At 34.3% G+C, this 25,536-nt stretch carries 23 protein-coding genes and 4 pseudogenes; 11 read left to right on the forward strand and 16 right to left on the reverse strand.

Annotated elements, in window-relative coordinates; translation table 11 throughout:
• Nucleotides 1-139: 139 nt before the first annotated feature.
• On the forward strand, nt 140-421 hold the full coding sequence (locus AC1DS7_RS05445; protein ID WP_033715111.1) for a barstar family protein: 282 nt from the start codon (nt 140-142) through the stop codon (nt 419-421).
• Between the two features lie 573 nt (nt 422-994).
• Here the strand turns inward: AC1DS7_RS05445 and AC1DS7_RS05450 are convergent.
• From AC1DS7_RS05450 to AC1DS7_RS05460, 3 genes and pseudogenes are all read right to left on the reverse strand, one after another.
• A complete protein-coding gene (locus tag AC1DS7_RS05450) occupies nt 995-2,170 on the reverse strand; it encodes an MFS transporter (protein ID WP_002140622.1) in 1,176 nt (391 codons plus the stop codon).
• Nucleotides 2,171-2,458: 288 nt separating this feature from the next.
• The gene (locus AC1DS7_RS05455) at nt 2,459-2,770 is read right to left on the reverse strand and encodes an ArsR/SmtB family transcription factor (protein WP_476998824.1); all 312 of its coding nucleotides are present in this window, start codon (nt 2,768-2,770) and stop codon (nt 2,459-2,461) included.
• A 194-nt stretch (nt 2,771-2,964) separates the two neighbouring features.
• A pseudogene (locus AC1DS7_RS05460) lies at nt 2,965-3,060 on the reverse strand (TetR family transcriptional regulator); the annotation flags it as partial.
• Nucleotides 3,061-3,308: 248 nt separating this feature from the next.
• Here AC1DS7_RS05460 and AC1DS7_RS05465 point away from each other — a divergent pair.
• Together AC1DS7_RS05465 and AC1DS7_RS05470 are read left to right on the forward strand one after the other, a co-directional pair.
• Complete coding sequence (locus tag AC1DS7_RS05465) at nt 3,309-3,935, forward strand: VanZ family protein (RefSeq protein ID WP_476998825.1); 627 nt, start codon at nt 3,309-3,311, stop codon at nt 3,933-3,935.
• Nucleotides 3,936-4,060: 125 nt separating this feature from the next.
• Complete coding sequence (locus tag AC1DS7_RS05470; protein WP_215588770.1) at nt 4,061-4,696, forward strand: hypothetical protein; 636 nt, start codon at nt 4,061-4,063, stop codon at nt 4,694-4,696.
• A gap of 244 nt (nt 4,697-4,940) precedes the next feature.
• On the opposite strand, the gene AC1DS7_RS05475 is transcribed toward AC1DS7_RS05470, so the two are convergent.
• The 6 genes from AC1DS7_RS05475 to dhaS form a co-directional block, all read right to left on the reverse strand.
• A complete protein-coding gene (locus tag AC1DS7_RS05475) occupies nt 4,941-5,048 on the reverse strand; it encodes a YjcZ family sporulation protein (RefSeq protein ID WP_000505673.1) in 108 nt (35 codons plus the stop codon).
• Nucleotides 5,049-5,799: 751 nt separating this feature from the next.
• Complete coding sequence (locus AC1DS7_RS05480) at nt 5,800-6,549, reverse strand: hypothetical protein (RefSeq protein WP_476998826.1); 750 nt, start codon at nt 6,547-6,549, stop codon at nt 5,800-5,802.
• A gap of 305 nt (nt 6,550-6,854) precedes the next feature.
• Complete coding sequence (locus tag AC1DS7_RS05485) at nt 6,855-7,472, reverse strand: DUF6241 domain-containing protein (RefSeq protein WP_215588772.1); 618 nt, start codon at nt 7,470-7,472, stop codon at nt 6,855-6,857.
• A gap of 383 nt (nt 7,473-7,855) precedes the next feature.
• Nucleotides 7,856-7,981, reverse strand: coding sequence for a hypothetical protein (locus AC1DS7_RS05490; RefSeq protein ID WP_476998827.1), 126 nt, complete (start codon nt 7,979-7,981; stop codon nt 7,856-7,858).
• The gene (dhaQ, locus tag AC1DS7_RS05495) at nt 7,959-8,957 is read right to left on the reverse strand and encodes a DhaKLM operon coactivator DhaQ (RefSeq protein WP_215588773.1); all 999 of its coding nucleotides are present in this window, start codon (nt 8,955-8,957) and stop codon (nt 7,959-7,961) included. Before dhaQ ends, AC1DS7_RS05490 begins: the two co-directional genes overlap by 23 nt.
• A gap of 19 nt (nt 8,958-8,976) precedes the next feature.
• Nucleotides 8,977-9,543: a dihydroxyacetone kinase transcriptional activator DhaS gene (dhaS, locus tag AC1DS7_RS05500; protein WP_215588774.1), complete on the reverse strand. Its 567-nt coding sequence runs from the start codon at nt 9,541-9,543 to the stop codon at nt 8,977-8,979.
• A 326-nt stretch (nt 9,544-9,869) separates the two neighbouring features.
• Here dhaS and dhaK point away from each other — a divergent pair, with 326 nt between their 5' ends.
• Both dhaK and AC1DS7_RS05510 read left to right on the forward strand, forming a co-directional pair.
• Nucleotides 9,870-11,621 (forward strand): dihydroxyacetone kinase subunit DhaK, encoded by a 1,752-nt coding sequence (dhaK, locus tag AC1DS7_RS05505; protein WP_215588775.1) that lies wholly within the window; start codon nt 9,870-9,872, stop codon nt 11,619-11,621.
• A 244-nt stretch (nt 11,622-11,865) separates the two neighbouring features.
• On the forward strand, nt 11,866-14,250 hold the full coding sequence (locus AC1DS7_RS05510; protein WP_215588776.1) for an immune inhibitor A domain-containing protein: 2,385 nt from the start codon (nt 11,866-11,868) through the stop codon (nt 14,248-14,250).
• Nucleotides 14,251-14,888: 638 nt separating this feature from the next.
• On the opposite strand, the gene AC1DS7_RS05515 is transcribed toward AC1DS7_RS05510, so the two are convergent.
• Nucleotides 14,889-15,719, reverse strand: coding sequence for a VanW family protein (locus AC1DS7_RS05515; RefSeq protein ID WP_002087231.1), 831 nt, complete (start codon nt 15,717-15,719; stop codon nt 14,889-14,891).
• A gap of 88 nt (nt 15,720-15,807) precedes the next feature.
• Nucleotides 15,808-16,011, reverse strand: a pseudogene (locus AC1DS7_RS05520) (hypothetical protein); the annotation flags it as partial.
• A 692-nt stretch (nt 16,012-16,703) separates the two neighbouring features.
• Between AC1DS7_RS05520 and AC1DS7_RS05525 the strand changes: the two are divergent.
• The 5 genes from AC1DS7_RS05525 (at nt 16,704) to AC1DS7_RS05545 (ending at nt 20,953) form a co-directional block, all read left to right on the forward strand.
• On the forward strand, nt 16,704-18,440 hold the full coding sequence (locus tag AC1DS7_RS05525; RefSeq protein WP_476998828.1) for an S-layer homology domain-containing protein: 1,737 nt from the start codon (nt 16,704-16,706) through the stop codon (nt 18,438-18,440).
• Between the two features lie 140 nt (nt 18,441-18,580).
• On the forward strand, nt 18,581-18,895 hold the full coding sequence (locus AC1DS7_RS05530; protein WP_001078071.1) for a PadR family transcriptional regulator: 315 nt from the start codon (nt 18,581-18,583) through the stop codon (nt 18,893-18,895).
• Nucleotides 18,896-18,911: 16 nt separating this feature from the next.
• Nucleotides 18,912-19,526 (forward strand): DUF2812 domain-containing protein, encoded by a 615-nt coding sequence (locus AC1DS7_RS05535; protein WP_240380652.1) that lies wholly within the window; start codon nt 18,912-18,914, stop codon nt 19,524-19,526.
• A 257-nt stretch (nt 19,527-19,783) separates the two neighbouring features.
• Nucleotides 19,784-20,440 (forward strand): uridine kinase family protein, encoded by a 657-nt coding sequence (locus tag AC1DS7_RS05540; protein ID WP_240380653.1) that lies wholly within the window; start codon nt 19,784-19,786, stop codon nt 20,438-20,440.
• 75 nt (nt 20,441-20,515) lie between these two features.
• On the forward strand, nt 20,516-20,953 hold the full coding sequence (locus AC1DS7_RS05545) for an NUDIX hydrolase (protein WP_240380654.1): 438 nt from the start codon (nt 20,516-20,518) through the stop codon (nt 20,951-20,953).
• Nucleotides 20,954-21,219: 266 nt separating this feature from the next.
• Here the strand turns inward: AC1DS7_RS05545 and AC1DS7_RS05550 are convergent, their stop codons facing one another.
• The 4 genes and pseudogenes from AC1DS7_RS05550 to AC1DS7_RS05565 form a co-directional block, all read right to left on the reverse strand.
• Nucleotides 21,220-21,444 (reverse strand): hypothetical protein, encoded by a 225-nt coding sequence (locus AC1DS7_RS05550; RefSeq protein ID WP_002035172.1) that lies wholly within the window; start codon nt 21,442-21,444, stop codon nt 21,220-21,222.
• 413 nt (nt 21,445-21,857) lie between these two features.
• Nucleotides 21,858-22,067: a glycine zipper domain-containing protein gene (locus tag AC1DS7_RS05555; RefSeq protein WP_000764047.1), complete on the reverse strand. Its 210-nt coding sequence runs from the start codon at nt 22,065-22,067 to the stop codon at nt 21,858-21,860.
• Between the two features lie 92 nt (nt 22,068-22,159).
• Nucleotides 22,160-22,393 (reverse strand): annotated as a pseudogene (locus AC1DS7_RS05560) (DDE-type integrase/transposase/recombinase); the annotation flags it as partial.
• 113 nt (nt 22,394-22,506) lie between these two features.
• Nucleotides 22,507-22,707, reverse strand: a complete 201-nt coding sequence (locus AC1DS7_RS05565; protein ID WP_000218933.1) for a DUF1657 domain-containing protein — start codon at nt 22,705-22,707, stop codon at nt 22,507-22,509.
• Between the two features lie 239 nt (nt 22,708-22,946).
• Between AC1DS7_RS05565 and AC1DS7_RS05570 the strand changes: the two are divergent.
• Nucleotides 22,947-24,172 (forward strand): annotated as a pseudogene (locus AC1DS7_RS05570) (phospholipase D-like domain-containing protein).
• A 194-nt stretch (nt 24,173-24,366) separates the two neighbouring features.
• Here the strand turns inward: AC1DS7_RS05570 and AC1DS7_RS05575 are convergent.
• Complete coding sequence (locus AC1DS7_RS05575) at nt 24,367-25,299, reverse strand: LVIVD repeat-containing protein (RefSeq protein WP_476998829.1); 933 nt, start codon at nt 25,297-25,299, stop codon at nt 24,367-24,369.
• Between the last annotated feature and the right edge of the window lie 237 nt (nt 25,300-25,536).

Below are 25,536 nucleotides of genomic sequence, written 5' to 3' on the forward strand. Positions count from 1 at the left end.
TGCTATTAATAACTGTATCATTATATCAATTTTTGGAGATGTTAGGATTATTTATATAATTATAAAATAAACATTTAGAGGTTTTTGACTCCTTATAAAATCAACCCAATTTAACTAAGTATGATTTATATATATATAATTGAGTAATGCACATGAATCAATTATTACCATAGATGTAAGCAATATTTATAATGCAAAAGAATTGCATTTACTTCTTAAAGAGAAGCTTGAGTTTCCTAATTTGTACGTGGAAAACTGGGATGCTTTTTGGGATTGTATTACAGGATTTGTGTGTCCTTTGCCAAACAAAATGATCTTCGACGGATGGTCAAAGTTTGAAAAAAGGTTACCGAGAGATACGAAAATAATGAAAGAGTGCCTTCTTGATTATAATGAAGAGGATAGAAAGGATCCTGCATGAGCGTCTTTTTTATTAAAATTTATTTTTTAAAGAGTTACCTAGAAGAGAACAAGCTATTAATTAACAAAAAAGAAAAGACACCCTAAGGTGCCTTTCTCCGACTTGAACCATCTTAATTTTAATAATATTGGACTCCCGTCCGAATATTATTTTACCATGTTAAGTTGTTTTTGGAAATATGCCATATCGATAATTACAATACACGTTTTAGTTTTTAAATTATTTATCTTTCTAAAAGTTGAAATTAATAAGAACCCCATAAATGATAAACCATTCCACTAACAAAAAACACTAATCCTAAAAACAAAACAATTAAAGCAAGTACTCCATTTTGATTATGTTCCATAAAATTAGCTCCTTTTAGATTTATTTTTATCCCGCTATTTGTGGGCAGTAAAACTCCCATCTCAAAATTCAGCTGGAGCAAAGAAATTAGGTGGGAGCCCTGCTGCCCGTAAACCCCCCACTGAGTAAAGTTTCACTTTATATACAAAAAAGCCTTTAGTCGTAATTATGGCTAAAGGCTTTGATCATTATACTTTTTAGTTTATAAAATTTGAAACTGAAAATGTACTAGCTTGATAATGAAGCTTGGCTATTAGAATTGAAAAATTTTAGTTTTATTATAATTAACAGAAATGAGAGTAGTGTGAAAATGAATCCGCTCCAAATAAGCTGGTGAATACCTAAGTTTGAAATGAACCAGCCTCCAATAGTTGTTCCTAAAGTAATTCCGAGATTTGAGAATGAAACGAATAGGCTATTACCAAATTCAGGCGCTTCTTTTGCTTCGCTTATTAACCATGTTTGACCAACAATTAATCCACCAGCATGTACGATTCCCCAAATGAATACGATAAAAATCATTGGAACAAGGTAGGAACCTAAATAATAAACCAATATGTAAACAATAGAATATAGGATAGGGAATAATATTACTGTATTTACTATACTTTTTTGCAGGAGACTACCAAATAAATGATTGCCTAAAATCATAACTATGCCAAATATGAATAGCATGATACTGATGAGAGATCCATTCATGGAAGTTACTTTGGCAAGGTACTCAGCGAAGTAGCTGTATACGGAAAACATGGCTGCAAAAAGGAATGTGACGGTTAAAATATTCAACCATAATCCTGGTTTGCCGAGTATACGAATTTGTTTGCCGAAAGACATTTTTTCTTTAACAGGCATAGAAGGAAGTAGGATTAGTATTCCAATGAATGCAAGAGTGTTAACAAGCGCTCCGAATAAGAAAGCAATTTCGAGTGAAAATTGGTCTGCAAGGTAAGAGGTTAGTGGTACACCTAAAGCAAAGCCAACAGTAATTCCCATGAAAACTTTTGTAACCGCTTGACCGCTCTTTTCTGGAGGGACAAGTTTAGCAGCTGTTACAAGAGCAATTGAAAAGAAGAGTGGATGAAGTGCTGCCGGTAAAATACGAAAAATAAGCATGATTTCAAATTGTGTTGTATAAGCGTAGATTATATTTGAAATAACAAATGCAAAAATTGCTGTTAATAAAATTATTTTGCGATTAATACTAGAGACGAGCAGAATTAAAAACGGACCAGAAATAGCAACAACTAGTGCAAATATACTTACTAAAAATCCAGCTTGTGTAGTTGAAATTCCGAATTTTTGAGTGATTTGTGGTAATACGCCGACAATACCCATCTCGGTAGTAATAATTCCGAACACACCTATTGCGAGTGTCAGAATAAGTAAAGGATTTACTTTTTTCATTTATAAAACGCTCCATTCGTATCGGTATTTTGAAAGTAAATTCATTAACAAAGAAGCATTATTACAAGTATGATTGGATGCCAATATTATCAGGACTATGTAATTTCAAATACAATAACAGATATCTAAATAACTAGATATGATATATTAAAAAATTTTCTCCTTTCTATGTTTCTTGCTTTTATAGGTAGTGCAATCTTATAAAAAAGTAATTGGATACCTGTAAAAAAGCAGAATGTGTGAAAGCTAATAATCAATTGATATGTAGATTGATTATTAGCTTTCATTTTATAATTCGTTTTGAACGTATTCAGAAAACTCTCGTATTGTTTTTTCATTTCGGCGATAGTATGTCCATTTTCCAATTCGGTCAGATTCTAGTAAGCCTGCTTTTTTCATAGTTAATAAATAACTAGAAATAACCGATTGGGCTAAGCCAGTTTTAAGCTGGATATCTCCTACACACACTCCAACTTGAAAGCTAAGGCCTTGCTCTAGATAAGGTTTTTCATCGAAATAGTTTTCTGGAGTTTTCAACCATGATAAAATTTGACATCTTGTTTCATTTGATAATGCTTTATAAATTAATAAAGGTTCCATAAGGATATTATATCTACTTTTATAGATTTGTAAATGGGTTTTGGTGATTTTAAGGGGATAAGGTATACGTGAGCCCCTTAAATAGGAATGAGGTGCTCTTGATCTGTACCCTTTGTAAAGGTCATTCTAAAAAAAGTTAGGTAACCTAAAAAAGATGATTTCTGTATGCAAACAGGAGTCATCTTCTTTAAATTCTATTGATAGCAAGAGTGATTATAGTACGTCATATATTTCTTAATTTCATGTTTTAACTGAACAAACGATTCACATGATTTTATATATGCTTCATCGGTTGAAACATTACGAGGATTACGTGCAAAAATGATAATATTGTTAGGTTTAAGCATGTTGTTGCCTAGCTATCAATGGCGGATTCCTAAGAAGAGTAATAATAAAACCCAACTGAATATTTAAGAAAAATTTTATGTTTACCCCATTTTTTATTTTAAAAGTTTTTCCTATCCTATAAATGAGTTATCAAGAAGGAGATCAAAAACGACAAAGTCATAGGTGAAAATGTAAAGTTAGGGGATTCTACATGCATACAGAAGTTTTGATGGGTTATTTGTATACTTATTTTTTTACTATTATGTTTTGTATTGTGTTTCAAATTGGGTTTTATTTTAAAGCGAAAAGAAATATATCTATTGGGCATTTTCTATGGGTATATGTTTTTCTATTCTACCTTTCGCTAGTATATGGGGTGACGCAAATCGCAACTGTATGGGATATAAGTAGATATGAAACGTGGATTCGTGTCAGTCAAATTAACTTGACTCTATTTGATACGGCAGGTAGTACGACGTATCTTTTGAATATTGTACTGTTTATGCCGTTAGGTTTTTTATTACCGACTATTTGGCCACAGTTTAGAAAAATGACAAACACCGTATGTGCGGGATTCTTTTTTTCATTGGCAATTGAGTTAAATCAATTACTAAATAATAGAATTACAGATATTGATGATTTATTTACGAATACCCTTGGGGCGATTGTTGGGTATGTAATATATAGAGTTTTATTTAAAATGTTTAAAATGATATGTAAAAGAGAGGGGAAAAAGCTTGATACGAACTCTTCTTTAGTCATAAAATACGAAGCTATTTTTTGTTTAGTTTGTTCATTTGTAGGTGCGATGTTAATTTATTATCCTGGGGACCTGTAAGCTTCCAATAAGATTACGATCTATTCTAGTTCTCCACGCTTAAACACGGTAAAATATGGATAATTCATTGCGTTTTCTAACTTAATAGATATAGTTTATGTATTACATGATAGGTAGGTGTAAATATGTTACATGTTCAATTATCTCAATACTTACTAAAAGAGTATCGACCTGCTTTTCATACAGATGAAAAACGAGTGTATATGTTAAAAGATGAAGGATTATCACCGTATCCTATCTATTTAAATCGTCCTATTATGATAGGAGTGGGGACGAATTGGAATCAGCATACAGGATTTGAAGAAATCATTAAAGGATTTATAGGTGCACTTAACAAACTTCCTATGTATATGGTATTTGAAACTTATTTGCGCGGTGACTTTATTGAAGGATTTTTAGAAGAGAATAAATTCACGTTTGAGCTAGTTTTTACTAATAAGAAAAGAGATACGAACTTTTTTAATGTGTTCATTACTAGTAGTGATGATATAACCACACTTATGAAGTATTTCTTTCAATCAGCACAAGATTCTCTCTATACGTTATTAAGCTATTCAGCAGACTGTAAGATGATTAGTAATCATACTGGTGAGATTGAAATAAAAGTGGACAGTTTCTATCCAAACTTTTCATTTATGTATGATGCGCAAGAATTATTTATTATTGGTGGAGAAGAAAAATGGTCAAATATCCATTATATAAAAAGATTTTTTCATCTTGAGCAGATTACAGATGAGCTAACTATTGATGTAAGGAAATGAATTTAATGATGATGTGTGTTTTAATTATATAAGTTTTGGATCTAAGGAATTAAAGTTAGTTGAGCAACTTTGTGTAGGGGAAGGATTATTTGTATGTCACACTAAAGACCGAAAGTGATAAGGTGCTGAATAAATAACTAATTTGGATGACTTGAATGTATAAACTTAAAAACTTTCCTTTATGGAGAGTTTTTTATTACAAAGAAAAGACACCCATATAAGAGTGTCTTTTCCGATAGTTTGTTTAGCAGAAGCAAGAAGCTCCAACTATGATTAATAAAATAAACAATACTACTAATAAAGCAAAGCCGCCAGAAAATCCACAGCCGCCACAACTACCACCAAATCCCATAATAGTTCCTCCTTTAATAAGAGGGGAAAACAAGGGGTCACTCATGTATTTTAACGGATTCAATTTACTTTATGTTTTTTACGCAATAATTGAGCAGGTCCTTTTGAAAATAAAAAAAAGACACATTAAGGTGCCTTTCTCCGACTGGATAACCGCATTTCGAAACTGGTGGATAACTTGCAAATAGTATGTATGCTTCGATTTATTTACAGATACCTAATTATAAACCGTGTTAAATTTCCTTTTCTTCACAATGTAATTATATCGAATGTAAACGCATACATCTAGGTTTGTAATCAATTCCTATTAAGCTTAATATATGGTTGTAAAGTGAAAAAACGGAAAAACTTTACGTTAATAGAATGGGGGACGTTGAAATGAAATTCAAGAAATCAATTGCACCAATGGAATCTTTTGCTGGGGAAAATTACAAAGGAAAAAAAGTAACTGTATATAGATAAATATACTATTAAAATTTAAGAGGGTGAAAAAATGAAATTGTTTTTTCAGAAACTGAAAACAAAGTATAAAGAAGACTCCAGAAAAAACTTTTTTATTAACCTGATTGCCAATATTATGTTTTTTACGACAGTAATATTAACGTTTAACATGATACGGGATAAAAATGAAGTTTATCTTTTATTCTATATTCTGTATTCTGGTTTTTGCTATATAGTAGCTAGTGTTATTGTTGGAAAATTCATCAAAAAATAGAGCCTAGGTCCAGGCTCTATTTTTAAAAATCTATATTTTAGTTAAAAGCATCCATCTTTACTTTTTCGTAAATGTATCCAGCTTCTTTAGCTGTAATTCCAAAATGTTTAGCAGCTATTTCAGCAACCTGAGGATCATGTACTTCAGGTATGTAGTTTTCATCGTTATTTGTTAGTCTGTTATATTGTTGTTTCATAAAGTCGAATATGACTGTATAGCTTATTCCGTTACTTGCATATTGCCCGTTTGAATTAGTGGTAGATGGTTTTACTGTTGTGCTAGTCGTGGTAGAACTGTCTGAAGATGTCGGTCTATCATTTTCTAAATCGGTACGTGTATAAGCTACAAAATCATTTATTTTCATTTCATAATTTAAATCAGGTGCATAATACTTTTCCATTACCATAGAAAAAGTACTATCTGTATTTTTTAATTTCATTTCTCCATAACGACAATCTTGATCACCACAATAAACAAACCGATCACCTTTCCCAACCAGGTTAATTATGGCTTCTTGCATAAGCAAATATTGTTCTCTTTTGGAAAAATCATAAAAATCGTCCGATACGTTTGCTTGTATATCGATTTCGTATTTATAGAGCGTATTATCTTCTAATTTAGCACCTTCTACATACTTAACATCTTTTATATATTTTGCGAGATCAGTTTTATCTAAAATTTCTTTTGAATAATTTTCCGCCGCTTTAAGATCCGGAGAACATCCAGACATTACTCCAATTAATGTTAGTAGAAAAAAAGTTAAATACACTTTCTTCTTCACATACATCACCCAAAATTTTATTTATGTCTGAGAGTAAAATAAAAGCACTTTTTGAAGTGCAATTGTTATGTTATTAATTTATTCGTAGCCTCTTTATATTTGTTAATCTATTTATCTATCATATTACTATTCAATTTGAAGTAAAAAAGGCACCGTAAGATGTCCTCTGCGACTTGAACCATCTTAATTTTAATAATATGTATTGGACGCCGAGCCGATCAAGTTAAGCTATCATAATACTCCAAACGGAAATACTGTATTGCAGAGTGAAAACATTGTACTTCCTAGTGGAGTGAAATTCAGTTTTATTTCTATAACTCTCCATGTGTCCACTCTTTATTATGAATATCTAATCCTTCTTGGCCAAAGAAATGGAGAATAAATTCTTTTTCATCACTATCAGTTTTTTTAGCTAGTTTAAATCCCTCCATACTTTTCTTTTTTCCTGAACGTAAATAATGAATTTTTTCAAAATCTTTAACTGCAGATTCGAAATCTCCATCGTACCATTTGTTCAGAAGAGACTCATATTTTTGTCTTTCATCATCATTGATAACATTTAAGTTGTTTTTTAAGTATTGAATGTTTTCTTTGGTCATTTGAAATCGACCTACATCACGGGTACCAGGAACATGAAGATTATTCCCATTGAATGTGAGTTTTTGGAGAGACATATGTATCATCATGTCATTTATAGTTTGCTCGTTTTGGATTTCTCCAATCGACTGTGCTGCTTTAGTTAAATCATCTTCACTTACTACGTAACTATCTTTTTGTTGCTTTTGAAGGGTTTGAACTTTCGGTTTTTCCTGAACTTTTTCTTCTTGTTTAGGCTTTGATTCAGTCGCAGTTTTATCATTTGAGCTACAAGCAGCCATTCCCACAAGTAATGCGCTACATGCTAATGCAGTAAGTAATTTTCGCTTCATGTTGAGTGCCTCCATTATGGACTAGTTATTTCAGAAAAAATGTAAGATTTCTCATCCCATGGTAGCAAACTATTTATCTGCATATTGTCGTATTTTGTCGCAAGATAATAAAAAAAACACCCTAAAGTGGCAATAAAGTGTTAAAAAAGTTTGCAGTTAATATATTGTTTATGTTGGTGGTATTGTGTTTGGCTATAGAATTTCTCCCTAATAAAAATCCTTATATTTTTGTTGGGGTTACAGGATGTATTTTAGCAATTGGGTTATATGTTATTGATCATTTTTTCAAAAATAATTAGTTATTCAATAGTTTAAAAGTAATGTATATACCTAAAAGCCCCTCCATAAAAATTTGGAGGGGCTTTTTTAGTCAAATCTATATTTTATTCATGTATCTCTAATGCGCTTCTTAGATGTATACATTCTTCATATAAGTCAGTACCTTTAATTACTAAACGTTCAATCATCATAAGGTTTAGTTTATTGTTACCAACCACTCGCTCTAACATCCGCCTTCAACCACTTCACCCAATCCAAATCCTCTACCTTAAGTAAACTCAGCGAAACACCTTTCATATCTAAAGAAGTGAGAAGGGTACCAACCTTTACGAACTTCACATGTAAGCCTTCCAGCTCACATAAACGGCGAATATCATTTGCGAAAATGTATTGTTCCATTAATGGTGTCGCACCGAGTCCGTTAATGAGGATGGCGAAGTTGTCACCTTTTCTCCAGCGATAAATGCTTTTTAGTTTGTTCATAAGTTCGATCGCTAATATTTCAGAAGAGGATAGTGCTTCTTTGCGGTAACCTTTTTCGCCATGAATACCAACGCCGTAAAAGACTTCATCGTCGTTTAATGTGAATGAAGCTTTTCCTTGTACTGGATCGTTTGCAGGTGAAAGGGCGACTCCTAATGTGTGTAAGTTTTGGATGACAGAACGGCCAAGTGCTGTTAGTTCTTCTAAAGAATGACCGCTCTCAGCGGCCGCGCCTACTATTTTTTGAATGAAAACAGTACCAGCAACGCCGCGTCTTCTTTTGTTAAAAGAAGCATCATCTTCAATTGAAACGTCGTCATTTACGATGATATGGTCAACCTGTCTTCCTTCTTTTTTGGCGATTTGTTCTGCCGCTAGAAAGTTTTCTACGTCATCTTTAAAGTTTTTTATGATGAATAAAATACTTTTATCTTTTGGCATGAGGCGAGTTGCCGCAATAATTTGTTCCACTGTAGGCGGAGTGAAGATACTGCCGTTTACTGCCGCCGTAAGCATTCCGTTTCCTACATAGCCAATATCAGCTGGTTCGTGTCCGCTACCACCGCCGCTTATAATGACAACGTTTTGCTCCATTTCTGCGATATCTTTTACATAAATGATGTTATGTGTTTCGTCGTAATTTACTTTGTCGTTATGTTCAAAATAAAAGCCATGCAGCATATCTTGAACGATATTTTGTACATCATTCATAATCTTTTTCATTGCTTTTGCCACCCTTTAATTACTTTGCTGATTGCTCCAGTAATAGTAGTAATTGATTGTTTATCATATTTTTCATGAGAGAAGACATAATGGACGGATCTACTTCACATTTACCTTCAATCCAATCTTTTATCGTCCCAACGAAGCCGTGACTATAAAAAGAGGCAATCGTATTTTTTGTCTCATCAGAAAGGCTGAATCCACAGCTCATCGATAGTTCATCAATAATCTTCATATATAAGTTTTTCGTATGCTCAAATAAATAGTGATTAAACGAGTTTTGCTCAATGACTTTAAATGCATTTCGGTAAAATTTTTGATTTTCGTAAAAGTAATCAAATAATAAATCAAAAATATTTTCCCATGTTTCATAGTCGAGAAAGTCGATAATGTTTTCTTTCGTTTCTTCTTTATAAATCCAGCTTAATAGTTCGAATTTATCTTTAAAATGATAATAAAAAGTTTGCCTACGCATTTGACAGTGTAACATAATATCGCTCACTGATATTTTATGAAACGATTCTGTTTCCATTAAATGTTTCAATGAATTCGCGATTATCTTTTTAGAAATTATAGAAGAGGTCATCTGAATCATCCCTAGAATGTAGTAATATGAAAATCTTATCTATACAGTGAAACTTTAATCGGTGGGGAGGTTCATCCCCCACTGATTATTAGTTGAACCAATCGGGCATTTACGGGCAGTTGATCTCCCACCTAACTTCTTTGCTTTCATTGCATTTTGAGGTGGGGGTCTTACTGCCCGTTAATGCGGGATAAATGAGAGCGGTGTCTTTAGACAGATTGTCCATTTTGTCCGTTTACTATAAAACGCTTTCATTTTAACATGAGTAGTAAGAAGAAGATTTCAAATATATCACAATATATTAAAGGAATTGAGGGAGAATCACAATGAAAAAGATTATAAATAAACCAGAAACATTAGTAATGGAAATGTGTAACGGAATGGTTATGGCTCACCCAGAGCTTGAGTTTTTGAAAAAATATAAAGTGATTAAAAAGAAAGAAATGAATGAAAATAAAGTAACGTTAATTAGTGGCGGCGGTAGTGGTCATGAGCCAGCGCATGCAGGACTAGTTGGAAAAGGAATGTTAGATGCGGCAGTGTGCGGAGATGTGTTTGCTTCGCCTTCACAAATTCAGGTATACCAAGCGATTAAAGAGACAGCTAGTAAAAAAGGTACGTTATTAATTATTAAAAATTATAGCGGCGATATTATGAATTTCAAAAACGGTGCACATTTAGCGACTGAAGATGGAATTGAAGTCGACTACGTAAAAGTAGACGATGATATTGCGGTAGAAGATAGTTTGTATACAGTAGGACGCCGCGGCGTTGCGGGAGTTATTTTAGTTCATAAAATTGCCGGTGCAGCTGCGGAAGCAGGAATGGATTTAGGAGCGGTGAAAGCTGTAGCGGAAAAAGCAGCGGCTAACGTGCGCACAATCGGTTTAGCTTTAACTTCTTGTACAGTTCCAGCAAGCGGATCACCTACTTTTACACTTGAAGAAGATGAAATGGAATACGGCGTAGGTATTCACGGTGAACCAGGTATTAAACGTGAAAAAACGATGTCAGCAGATGAATTAGCTAACCGTATGACAAATGATTTAATAAAAGATTTAGGAGTAAAAGATGGTGAGGAAATCGCGCTTCTAGTAAATGGTTTTGGCGGCACACCACTGCAAGAACTTTACCTATTTAATAACGCAGTTACGAGAGAATTAGCTGATAGAAACATTAAAATTAATAGAGTATTCGTCGGTAACTATATGACGAGTATCGATATGGCAGGTATGTCTTTAACAGTAATGAAGTTAGATGACGAGTTAAAAACGTTGTTATCGAAAGAGTGTAATACACCAGCGTTTAAAGTAGATGGACCAGTTCAAAGTGTAGAGTACGTGAATGTGCTTGAAGGAGCAGAAGAGAAGGAAGTTTCCTTCGAAATAGAAACAGCGGAAGAGCACGCTGTTATTAAAGATAATGTCATTACATTAAATAACATGATTTATCTCGTTGATAAAATGAGTGACATTATTATTAAAAATGAAGTACCGTTCTGTGAGTTAGATACACATGCAGGTGACGGAGACTTCGGAATGAGTGTTGCAAAAGGATTTAAGCAATTAAAGCGTGAGTGGCATTCTATTTTAGGACAAGAGAATGTAACGATCGGATCATTCCTTGACGGTTGTTCAATGATTATTATGGAACATTGCGGTGGCGCTTCTGGTCCAATTTGGGGCGGAGCATTCCGCGCAGCTAGTAAAGCAGCAGGTGAAAAACGTGAGTTAACAGCTAAAGAGTTCGCTGAAATATTGCAAGCGGCACTTCAAGGCATACAATCTATCGGTGAAAGATCGTTCGGTAGAGGAGCGGTAGTTGGTGATAAAACACTTGTTGATGCCCTTGCCCCATGTGTAGATTCATGGATCGACAGTGCTTCAAACGAAGTAGATATGAAAATTGCCTTTGAAAAAGGAGCAGAAGCAGCGGTTAAAGGAGCAGAGTATACGAAAGAAATCGTAGCTCGCATGGGCCGCGCTGGTACAGTTGGTGAAAGAAGCTTAGGATATCCAGATGCAGGTGCGCATGCGCTTGGGGTTATCTTTACGGAGATTGCGGGTAGTTTGAAATAGGAATGATGTTAGTTTGAAAGAATCCCCTTCATGGTAAGTAGTTTACTGTGGAGGGGATTTTTTCACATACTCTTATTTAGAGCAGAACTTTTGTATTTTGCTATTTTACGCATTTCACCCTGCACAAAAAAATATTTCTCAACATTTAATTTGTTGAAAAAGATTGAATATTCTCTATAAAGAGAATATTATGTTTCTATCGGCAAAAAAAACGATAATTCGCAGACACTGGGGAGGAAATGCATTGAAAAAGAATAAGAAGTTAAAACCATTATCAGTTTTAGCAACAGCGGCAGTACTAAGTAGTAGTTTTGCTTTTGGAAGTCATGCGGCGTATGCTGATTCGCCATCATCTCTACCAATAGATGAGCATTTAATACCGGAAGAGCGTTTGGCAGAAGCGCTAAAACAACGGGGCGTAATTGATCAATCTGCATCACAAGCTGAGACGTCAAAGGCTGTCGAGAAATATGTTGAGAAAAAGAAAGGGGAAAACCCTGGTAAAGAAATCTTGACAGGAGATAGTCTTACGCAAGAAGCTTCTGATTTTATGAAAAAAGTAAAAGATGCAAAAATGAAGGAAAATGAACAGGCGCAGCAGCCAACAGTAGGGCCAGTAGCTGGACAAGGTGCAGGATTGAATTCTAGTAAATTAAATGGAAAAGTACCTACTGCACCAGCGAAGCAAGAAGAGTACAACGGTGCTGTTCGAAAAGATAAAGTACTTGTTTTACTTGTAGAATTTAGCGATTTTAAGCATAACAATATTGATCAAGAGCCGGGATACATGTATTCTAAGGACTTCAATCGTGAACATTATCAAAAAATGTTATTTGGTGATGAACCATTTACGTTATTTGATGGATCGAAGATTAACACATTTAAACAATATTATGAAGAACAATCTGGCGGCAGCTATACAGTTGATGGAACTGTAACGGAATGGCTTACTGTTCCAGGGAAAGCTTCAGATTACGGTTCGGATGCAGGAACTGGCCATGATAATAAGGGTCCTTTAGGGCCACGTGATTTTGTGAAAGAAGCATTAAAAGCAGCGGTAGCAAAAGGAATTAATTTAGCAGATTATGATCAATTTGATCAATACGATCAAAATGGTGATGGAAATAAAAACGAGCCAGATGGCATTATTGATCATTTAATGGTTGTACATGCTGGCGTTGGTCAAGAAGCTGGCGGCGGTAAATTGAAAGATGATGCGATTTGGTCTCATCGTTCAAAACTTGGATCAAAACCATATGCGATTGATGGCACAAAATCTTCTGTTTCGAATTGGGGCGGAAAGATGGCTGCATACGATTATACAATCGAGCCTGAAGATGGAGCGGTTGGTGTGTTTGCGCATGAGTATGGTCATGATTTAGGCTTACCAGATGAGTACGATACAAAGTATTCAGGACAAGGTGAACCTGTTGAGTCATGGTCTATTATGAGCGGCGGTAGCTGGGCTGGGAAAATTGCAGGAACAGAGCCAACAAGTTTCTCACCACAAAATAAAGAGTTTTTCCAAAAGAATATGAAGGGTAACTGGGCGAATATCGTTGAGGTAGATTATGATAAACTTCGCACGGGAGTCGGTGTTGCAACATATTTAGATCAAAGTGTTACAAAATCAAAACGACCAGGAATCGTTCGTGTTAACTTGCCAGACAAAGATATTAAAAATATCGAGTCAGCATTTGGTAAGAAGTTTTATTACAGCACAAAAGGAAATGACATTCATACAACACTTGAGACACCAGTATTTGACTTAACAAATGCAAAGGATGCTAAGTTCGATTATAAGGCATTCTACGAACTTGAAGCGAAGTATGATTTCCTTGACGTATATGCGATTGCAGAAGATGGAACGAAGACACGTATTGATAGAATGGGCGAAAAAGATGTAAAAGGCGGCGTGGATACAACTGATGGTAAGTGGGTTGATAAATCATACGATTTAAGCCAATTTAAAGGGAAAAAAGTAAAACTGCAATTTGAGTATTTAACAGATATTGCAGTAGCTTATAAAGGATTTGCGTTAGATAATGCTGCATTAACTGTAGATGGAAAAGTTGTTTTCTCAGATGATGCAGAAGGCGGGCCAGCAATGACGTTAAAAGGATTTACTGTATCTAACGGATTGGAACAGAAAAAAAATAACTACTATGTAGAGTGGAGAAATTACGCTGGTTCTGACACGGCGTTAAAACATGCGCGTGGTCCAGTCTTTAATACAGGAATGGTTGTATGGTATGCGGATCAAAGCTTTACAGATAACTGGGTAGGTGTTCATCCAGGTGAAGGATTCTTAGGAGTAGTAGATTCTCATCCAGAGGCAATCGTAGGTACATTAAACGGACAACCGACTGTGAAGAGCAGTACGCGTTATCAAATTGCCGATGCGGCATTCTCATTTGATCAAGCGCCAGCATGGAGAGTAGACTCCCCAACTCGCGGTATCTTTGACTATAAAGGATTACCAGGAGTTGCAAAATTTGATGATTCTAAGCAGTACATCAACAGCGCTATTCCAGATGCAGGACGTAAGTTGCCGAAATTAGGATTGAAGTTTGAAGTAGTAGGTCAAGCTGAAGACAAATCTGCAGGTGCAGTTTGGATTCATCGATAGAATAAGGTGAAACTATGAGAGCTGTCCATAAGTTGGTGAAACTGACTTATGGACAGCTCTTTTCTTATTCTGGAAACGTGGCAGTTTAGTTTAGGAACTAGTTCATTGGAAAGGAAGATATAAAATTTATTTTCAATAAAAACGAGAAATGATATCTCTAGAAAATTTCCTTTTCCTTCCACATGTGAGGTATAAAACAAAGGGAGAAAGTCAGTAGCGATCCTGTTATATTCTGCATAGCAGCGATTTATATGTCGAGAAATCAAAATAGATTTATGTAGCATGCCGCTTTAGTTTTAAAAGTAGAAATAAATCAGTAAATTACAATGTAGCATGATTCAAATTAATTGAAATGCATGAGCAAAAATACATTCTCATACGAAATTTTTATTAAATTACAAAATACTTATCAGATTTGATTGTAAGAAATGATAAGTATAATTGATTTTTTATGATGTACAGAAAAAATTAATTATCACATCCCTTTATTTTCACACTAGAACCTAAAAAGAGGTTCTGTTACAAAGTTTTTTAACAAGAAAAAGTTATGTTGCAAAAAGGGTTGTGCCTATTAATTATATGAAGAGAGGCATGTAGTGTGTTACTAGACAAAAATACTTGATACACCAATGTTACCTTCACTCACCCTCCTCATTATTATAAGCTAATAGTGGTTCGTACATCATTATAGCGTGATTCTCCGTTACATATTGGTCTTCTATAAACTGTTTCTGTTGAGTATATACTTTACGTTGAATAACATTATGTCGTATATAACCACCCCAGTATGCAGATTGGATTGAGTGTTCTTTTTCATATACTTCATATTGATAAAGCTGCGGATGGGCAATTCTCCACTCACCGACTAAATGCTTATCTGTAATATAAAGGTGAAGTTGATACGATTGGTCCGTTTCATTTTTGATTTGTAAATCCAAATAATTATAAGAACAAGTCGCTCCACTTCCAAATGGTTGGGTCCGCTTGGAATCAGGAAAGACATCAAAACTATGACGATATCGCTCTGTTACTGTCAATGGTGTATGTAAGGTCATCCAATATATTAAATTTGAAAGCTGACAAAGCCCTCCTCCAATGCCTGCTTGAAAAGATCCATAGTGTAGTATCATGCCCTCTACATACCCTTTTCTTCTCGTAGGCTTACCTATTAAACGCCAGTAAGAGAATGTTTCTCCCGGTCTAATGACGATACCATTTAGTTGTTTAATAGCAATCTTCAAATTAACAACTTTATTCTGTTGATACCACATATCTACATCTTTGAGCTTACGAAGTAGTATCGTTCGATGCTGAATCGCTGTATAGGGTAACTTTTCTTGTTGAAACGTTTTTGCATATGTTTTTCCATCTGCTAACCACTGAATGTACCTCTTTGTAGAGTAATACCATGTCCCTAGTAGAATGCGATACTTAGACCGCTGTTTAGGACGTAAGTTCACTAAATTCATTTTATTTCCTCTCTCCATCGTTTTCATATGTTATCATTTCCGTAATTACGATCCCAATCAATTGTCTTATTAATGCCTTTGAATTTACCCAAGTTTTCCCGCACAGAACTGTAATATTAATTGTCGCATTCTCTCGTTTTTTAACTACATTCTTATATGTATATCCATCAATAAATTGTACTTTTCTTAGCTGCATAGTAATTAACATAAATAGATAAGAGACGCAAAAAAACAGTATAATTAATCTAATGGGGACCTTGTTTTTTCCATTTTTCGAATTGCTTATAGTCATGTGAAACTCTGCCTCAATATGATAAATTCAAATAAATACATTATAAATATAAAGGATAACCTTAAATAAAGAATAATGAAAATTAAAGAAATTCTAAAGAATCAATATATTTTTACTAAATATTGATTGATAATAAGTTGTTTTTTGAGACTTTACTAGGTTCTGTTGCAAAGTTTCTTAGCAAATAAAAAGTTAAGTTAATTACAATGAATCATGTTAAAAGGTATGTTCTCAGGATTATATTGTGATTTTAATGGAGATAGCATTGTTTTTTAGGCTACATTTTAGCGAAATAAAAGCTCAAAAATCGATATGTATATTTACAATGTTACATTAGTATTTTTCTTTTTATTTATCCCGCTATTTGTGGGCAGTAAAACTCCCACCTTAAAATGCGGCTGGGGCAAAGAAGTTAGGTGGGAGATGAACTGCCCGTAAACGCCCGATTGGTGAAGGCTAATAATCAGTGGGGGATGAACAAAACCCCCACTGATTAAAGTTTCACTTTATATATTCGCAAGTAAAATAGCATAATATCAGTATGAATCCCTATAGTGATATGAATTTTTGCATATTTTGAAATTCAGTATATCCTCCGAAAAGTTTTGATTGTATAATGTGTTTTGTTATATTATTTTAGATTTTTCGACAAAAAACAACAAAAAATAGAAGACGTATTGGGAGAATGCATTATGTACATAAAACTATTAAAATCAATTACATCATTATCACTTATTGGTAGCGCTTTATTATATACAAATGTTGGTGAGATGAAAGCTGCTGAAGCGGGTACTTTTTCCGATGTACCTACATCGCACTGGTCCTATCCTGCGATTAAAGACTTAGCGAGCAAAAATATTATTTCAGGCTATGGAAATGGAAAGTTTGGTTTTGGTGATGTTGCGACGAGGGAGCAAGTTGCAGCTTTAATTTATCGTGTGTTAGTACCGAATAAGCAAGGTGGTACGTTTAGTAATGATGCTGCTCGTTATGTATTACAAGATGGGTCTACTTTAAATAATCCGTATGGAGATATTCGCTCAGGTTCTACAATGTTTCCAGAAGAGGTTTTAACGTTAACGAAATTGGGGATTTTTAAAGGTGATGGAAATGGCGGTTTTAGACCGAAAGATTCTGTTAGCCGCGCAGAAATGGCACAAATTCTTACAAACGCTTTCCATCTTTCTGCGAAACAAAAGCATACGTTTAACGATGTTCCAAGCGGTTATTGGGGTGAAAATGCAATAAGTGCAGTGCAATCAAATGGGATTGCTTCTGGTACAGGCGAAGGAAAATTTGAGCCATTTAACACGGTAAAACGTGAACAATATGCGCAGTTTTTATATAATACTTTGAAATATAAAAAGCCTGAAGTTGCGGTGCAAGATACAGGAGATGCGGCATTATTAGCAGCATTCAAAAATGAAGTGCAAACGCGTATTAATACGTATGAAACGAACATTACACTTCCATATAAAACGAAAAATAATAATACAAAAGAAGTTATGAATACACTTTTTAACGCATATGAAGAAGTCGCAAATAAAAATGAGTATACAAATTATAATAGATCGAATATTTCATACTCAATATCTGGATCACCTGGAAATTATACATTTACGCTAAATATTACATATCGCGAAACGAAAGAACAAACAGAATATGTGAAGAAACAAGCGAAAGCGATCGTTTCTTCTATTATTCAAACGGGAATGGATGATCATGAAAAAGTGAAGGCGGTTCATGATTACGTAGTAAAACATGTCTCTTACGATACGTCTTATAAAGCGTATACAGCATATGAGGCACTCGCGAATCGTTCTGCCGTTTGCCAAGGTTACACACTATTAACCTATCAATTATTAAAAGAAGCTGGAATTGAGAATCATTTTGTAGTAGGAACTGGAGACGGTCAGCCTCATGCTTGGAATTTAGTGAAAATCGATAACAAATGGTACCATCTCGATACAACATTTGATGATCCAGTGCCAGATGAACAAGGCCGCGTAACGTATTCTTATTTCAACTTATCAGATGAGCAAATCGCGAAGAATCACGTGTGGAACCGAGGGGACTATCCGCAAGCTACAACAAACTATTATAGTACATTAACAAATAGAATTGCGACAGGTGGTACGAAAACACCTGCATATCAGCAAATATTAAAAGATACAAAGTTAAATTATTTAGGAAATGAATATATCGCAAATAACTATAATGAATTCAAAAATAAAATGCAGCAACGTTATAGCACAAAGTCAGCAAAGATTGAAATTCTTTATAAACAATCAATGGATGGCGCATTGCAAGATGTGAAAAAAGTAATTGGAGAAATCGGTTATCCGCAAGGAGCGAACCGTGTTTCTTATAAAGCTGAGCCGTATAATGGGAAAGAAGGATATTCTTTAGTGACGATTACGTTTATGTAAAAAAGCAACCTAGATCCTATGAGATCTAGGTTGTTTTTTTGTACCTAAATTTGACATATACAGTCAGACTGTATAAAATAAAACTATACAGTTCAACTATATAGTTTAGCTATATATTAATCGTTACATTGGAGGTCTTTATGAATAGAGATAAAAATTTACCATTAACGGAAACAACGTATTACGTTCTTTTAGCTTTATTAGAGCCAGCTCATGGATATTTAATTATGCAAAAGGTGGAGGAACTTAGTAATCATCAAGTGAAAATCGCAGCGGGTACATTGTATGGTGCGGTTGAAAATTTATTAAAGCAACAATTAATAGAATCGGTAAAAAGTGAAGATAAACGAAGAAAAGTGTATGTCATTACTGAGCGGGGGAAAGAAGTATTACATTTAGACTTTATGAGGATGCAGCACATTATTGGGGTTACAAAAAGCTTATTAAATGTATAGTTAGGGGGAAGCGAAGATGTGGAGATTGAAATTCTTTTTAGACTTTGAGAAAGAGGAAAAATGGTTAGAAGAGATGGCTTGGAAAGGCTATCAACTAAAAAGTAATACATTCGGTTATAGATTTAGAATCGCAGAACCGGAAGATGCGACAATTAAAATAGATCATAGAATATTTAATAGAAGAAAAGATTTTATTAATTACTGTACGTTATTTGAAGATAGTGGCTGGAAGCATATAGCCGGTAATTGGTGGTCAGGCACGCAATATTTTAAAAAGGTAGATGAGGCAAGTGAAGATGACATTTTTTCAGATCAAATGTCACGAGCAGGGAAGTACAAGCGTCTATCTAAGACATTTTTAGAATTGGCGATATGTTATTTGCCGCTGTTAATCCTAATTATGTTTAATAATACAATTGATCTAGGAGCGATTTTAAATCCGAAAGACCTATACTATACACCAGGATTATGGGATATGCACGGCGCAGCATTTTTAGGATCATTCTTATTTGAAACGCCATTTGCATTAATGAGAGGAATTGCAGGGCTATTTATCCCAGTTACGATTGGTATGTTTTTCGTTTGCTCGTATAAAGCAAATAGGTTGTATGAAGAGAAAAAAATGATATGAGAGGTCCCCTTAAAGCTTATGCTTTGAGGGGGATTCTTTTGAATTTGTAAATGGTGTACTTGGTTAGCTTGATGGCGGATGTGGTACTACCCCAAATAACAATAAAATCCTTTGAAAATTAATATAGTTTTTTAAAAATAGAGATGATATGATGGATAATCATACCATTTTTCCACTTCATGTATGATTTTACAGTAGGATACCTCTATATTAAGATAATGTAAATAAGAGGGTATATTAGTAACAGGGGTAGAATAATGAAAAAGTTATTACAAGAAATTATAAATTGGATTAGTATGACCGATGAACAGATTGTTATTGGCATTTCAGGACACGGTGCTGCCGGAAAAACAACGTTCGCCAATAAGCTTATAAACCAATTAAATCAAAATAAAGTGAGTTATATTAATACAGATCCATACATTGTTAGTTCAAATGTACGAAAGTATACAAATATCCACTATACATATCAGAATGAAAATCATTATGATAAAATGACAGCTTGTCATCCATCAGCCCATCATTTGTCTGCGTTAGAAAGAGATGTTCAAATGGTAAGAGCTGGTTTAGATTTTTATACAATGGATACACATTATATAAAAAGTGAGTTAATTTCTTCGGAAAATAAGGTGACGATTGTAGAAGGAATGAGTGTCGCATTTATTAATCCAAATTTATTTGATTTGAAAATTTACTTCTATACAGATGGAGAAACAGAATTAATGAGAAGGTCTAGCCGTGATATTATTGAAAGAGGAGCCGATATTAATTACTTAAGGAAGTCTCATGAAGAACGTCGGATTCAGTATGAAGTGTTTATGCATCCGTATAGTCAACGTTTTGATATTATTATCAAAAATTCCAATGAAACAATATGTTTAGAAAAAAATACATTTGAGTTTTATAAATTTTAAATGCAAATACTTTATTTACTAAAATAGCAAGTTAGTGAATAAATTGTTCATATTTTTTCGGAAGGAGGTTAAGCAATGAGAGCACCGTATCAAGTATTGATATTTCCTTATATAAAAACTGACGATTCCATTCAATATGCCATTTTTAATCGAAGTGATTATGGTTATTGGCAAGGAATAGCTGGTGGTGGAGAAGATGGTGAGACTCCTATTGAATCAGCAAAACGAGAAGCGTTTGAAGAGGCTGGTATTATAAGAGAATGTCCATATATAAAACTAGATTCTGTGTCTTCACTACCAGTAGAGGATGTAGTTGGTGAATTTCTTTGGGGCGAAGATGTTTATGTAATAAAAGAATTTTCTTTTGGAGTTAAAGTTCCTACAAAAAATATTAAATTATCTAAAGAACACTTCAATTATAAATGGCTGTGCTTTGAGGAAGCCGTAACGCTTTTAAAATGGGATAGTAACAAAACGGCTTTGTGGGAACTAAACAAAAGGCTGTTAAAATAATTAAAGTGTTAGTTAACAAAGCCGATAGTGGAGCGAGAATTAAACAACTTAAAAAAGCTTTGCTACATTACTTATGTAGCAAGGCTTTTTTCTTAGCGTACGAAATCGCGTTTTGTTGGCGGCACCCCATGCCCATCAAGCTAAGATTTTAAAGTACCCCCTAAATGGAATTTTTTTATAGCACCGAAGTTCATTTTATGATTTTTGGGGAAGAATGTGCTTCTTAACTTGATACCGCAAAAAAACAAACAGGAATGACTATTAAGTCATTCCTGTTCCTTAAAGAAACCTTCTATGGTACTAGTAACTTCCTTGAATGCTTCACCTTGGACACTAGAAATTGATAATCCTCCAATTATATTTTTCCACTGTGAATTTACACTATCCCAGTTATCATCCCAGTTTTCAGTAATATGCTTATAAGCTTTAAAAGGTTTATCACGACTTGGTGAAACATATTTTAAAGCATCTATCAACTCTACAAACTCCAAAACACTTCAGGCCCTTCTTTTAGAATTGGAGTTACCTCTTCGTTTCGAGATAAAACTTCCATTTAGGTGGTGCTATTAAATTTGAAAATCTAAAACAAGCATAACCCCGTTCTAAATTTAGGACGGGGTTAAAATATAGTTGTTTAATTTCCAATATAAGATACTTCACTGTACTCAAAAATATAACAATAAAGTCGATTCTAAGGTTTATTCAGCAATAGCGCCCGATTGCGGAAGACCAAGAAAATGATTATGATTGCTGCTTATAGCTTGTTGAACTAACGCACACGTTACTTTAAGTGAATTGATTCACAATCTTACTGGGAATTTACCTAAAAAAGCTGAATTAACTTAATAAAAAAAGGACTCCCTTTTTGGGAATCCAATTCATTCAGTGTCACTTTGGTTAAAGTCTAATCTTCTCGGTTCGCAACACTGTCATTAGCCTCATCGGCACCTTCGCCGACTTTGTTACCCATTGCTCCTCCTGCAACAGCTCCTGCAACGGTACCAAGTGGACCAAGAACAGAACCCAAAGCAGCTCCAGCGACAGCACCGACACCAGTTCCTACCGCTTCGCCAGTATCATTATCAACACGGTTACGTTCGTTTTTATCAGCCACTCATCTCACTCCTTATTTAGAATAGGCAAGTGCATTCCAGCACAATACCTTACATATTTTGACCTATAAGGACAGATTTATGCGAAGTGTTAGAATCCTGAGGATTTAGCAAACCGGCGCTTTACATAGCGATGATCTTGTTCTATGTAATTATTGAAATGTTTGATTGTAGAATGAGTAGTACTTTTATAAAAGTCATTCACCTTTAATTTTTTGAGTGAACAAAGTAAAGAAAGGGCCTTATCTGTTGTCAGAACCGTTGGTTCTCCAAAAGTTTGAACGAGTCGTTTCATAAAAGCATACGCAGATTGTGTATTCCGTTTCTTAAGTTGATGGGCATATGGCGATACCTTTAATCGTAATCAGCATTATGATAATCGTTATTTAAGCTGGGCACTCTTCCATGGGGACGATATTCTATGTGAAAGGTATTATGTTATTACTTGTACTGAGGCTCTTCATGTTCAATTTGTTGAAGACGAGGATTTAAAGATTCAATAATTTCTTGAGTTTGTTGTGCTGCACCTTTATATAATTGTTTTGCTTGCTTGTTATCAGTATCAAGAACAAATCCTTCTAGGCATGCTTGAGCACTCTTTAATCCAGCGATAGTTTGTTTAAGTTTAGTACTTACTGTCATGTAGTAATCCTCCTTGTAAATGTACTTCAAAATATAGGATGCCTATTTTGTTATCATAGTACGATTTCTAATTTTAGGGTTATCAGGAATGATAACCCTAAATTAGAGTTATGTGAATGAGAAATTTTACAGTTAATTATTCAAAGGAGGATTTTTTAGCTAATAGATGCATGGAATAGTTTTGCCCCAATAACAAAAACTAGCAGAAATAAAACAATAATATATAAAGGAGATTAAATATGCTGAAAAAGATAGGAAGAATTTTCCGAGTATTCCTCTTTTTATTTATCGGTGGATGTTTAGTTCTGTTTGTTTGGGGGGAAATTGACAGAACAATAGCCGAAAAAAATGGGGTATTTAGCCAGAATTCTAGTCAATACCCTATGCGTCAAAGTGATATTACTATGTATACAGATGGGAAACAGTTAAACAATCAATTATTCTCAGATATAGAGAAAGCAAAGCATTACGTGCATATTAATTTTTTTCTATTGCTGATGATAAAGTAAGTCATCAGTTTCTAGAGCTATTGCGGAAAAAAAGTCAGGAAGGTGTAGAAGTATACTATGCAGTGGACAGGTTAGGTGGAATTTTACTAAAGAAAAAGGAAAGAGAATTATTAGTTAAAAAAGGAGTTCATTTTACATATTACAATAAACCTGTTTTCCCTTATCTTTTTTCTTCTTTGGATCATCGGAATCATCGTCGTATTTCAGTTATTGATGGAAAGGTTGGTTACATTGGCGGATTCAACATTGGAAAGAAGTATTTGGGGGAAAAAGAAAAACTTGGTTATTGGAGAGATTATCATCTTCAAATACGAGGAGAAGGAGTTCAAGATTTAGAACACCAATTTGTATTAGACTGGAATAAAAACTCAGAGAAACCGATTCCGATACACAATGCGGTAAAGGAAAAGGGAGCAACCTCGCAACGATTTACTGCATATTATAGTGGAGAAAAACTTGGGCAAGATTATGCAATGCTGTTTCAACAAGCAAAAGAATCCATCATTATATTAACACCTTATTTTATACCAAAAGACAGAACTATTTGGAACGCATTAGTAGATGCAAGAAAGAGGGGAGTCCGTGTCAAAATTCTATTCTCGCCTCATTCGGATGCACTATTAGTTAAAGAAGCAGCATATCCATATATCCGAAAAGCATTAAAACAGGGGATGGAAGTATATGGTTATAAAAATGGGGTGTTACACGGTAAAGTATTTTTGATTGATGAAAAAGTATTGATGGTTGGGACCGTGAATTTTGATTCACGCTCGTTTCATTTAAATGAAGAAATGAACTGTTATATTCATGACCCTATCTATATTTCGAGAATAAAACCAGTGATTAATGCAGACTTACAAAATTCAAAGCAAGTAACATCCTCTGACGTCAATCAATTATCTATAAAAGAAAAAATGAAAGAAAAGGTTGCAAAAATGTTTGAGTATTATTTGTAAAGACAAAGTATTTTTATATTAGGGATAGTTTCACATTGCCATCAAGATAAGAAATGCAAATGCCCCATATCCATCAAGCTAACAAGGACGAGTTACCCCAAAACGATAAAAACGATCAACATGCATCAAAAAAACCACGCTAAGCAAAAATACAATAAGCTGTCCATATGGACAGCTCATTTACATAATTACCGTTATTGGTAGTTGTATCCGAATACCGTAAAAATTGCTAATCCATTAGGAAAATCTAAATCTCCAGCACCAAAATCTCGAACATGTATAGGAACTGTAGGATTGGTAATATTATAAATTTCTACTGTGTTATCTCCAGTATTTGCGACATAAAGAGTAGTATCTGTAATAGCCAATACAGCAGGAGCATTTAAATCTCCAGCGCCGAACTCTCCTACACGAACAGGGGTTGTAGGATTGGTAATATTATAAATTTCTATCGTGTTATCTCCAACATTTGCGACATAAAGAGTGGTACCTTTAGTAGCTAATCCGGCAGGGACATTTAAATTTCCAGCGTTAAATTGCCCGACACGCACAGGAACCATAGGATTAGTAATATTATAAATTTCTACTGTGTTATCTCCAGTATTTGCGACATAAAGAGTGGAATCTGTAGTAGTCATGCCGGAAGGGAAATTTAAATCTCCAGCGCCGAACTCTCCTACACGAACAGGGGTCGTAGGATTGGTAATATTATAAATTTCCACCGTGTTATTACCACCATTTGAGACATAAAGAGTGGTACCTGTAATAGTTAATTGATCAGGAACATTTAAATCTGCTGTACCAAATTCTCCTATGCGTATAGGGGCTATAGGGTTATTGATATTGTAAATTTCTACACCATCTCCTAAATTCGCGATATAAAGAATAGTATTTGTAATAGCCAATCCCGCAGGAGCTAAATTAGTTACTGATGTAAACTCTCCTACACGTATAGGAGCCGTAGGATTGATAATATTATAAATTTCTATCGTGTCATCATCGATACCGCCGTCAGAACTAGATACATAAAGAAATTTAGCTTTCACAATAATAGGAGGGGCAGCAGGTGGAAAAGCAGGAAAAAGTCTATGACAGCATTTTTTTTGTTTTGAAAAATATGAGTTCAAAACAGTTCACCTCTTTTTTTGAAATTGAATATAATTATTTATATTCAAATCGGATAATTAAGCTTGTATGCTTATCTAATAAAATTGACGATGTATATTCTATTCATATGAGGTTAACATAACGTCCTATTATCAGTAGCAAGAATAAGGAGGAACCCTAATCTCATAAGTAAATCTCCTTTTTTGTTCTATGGATCTATGCATTTTTTTATACATTCCTATCCTGGCATGGTTTTT

This window comes from Bacillus sp. P4_E1 (genome assembly GCF_056401715.1).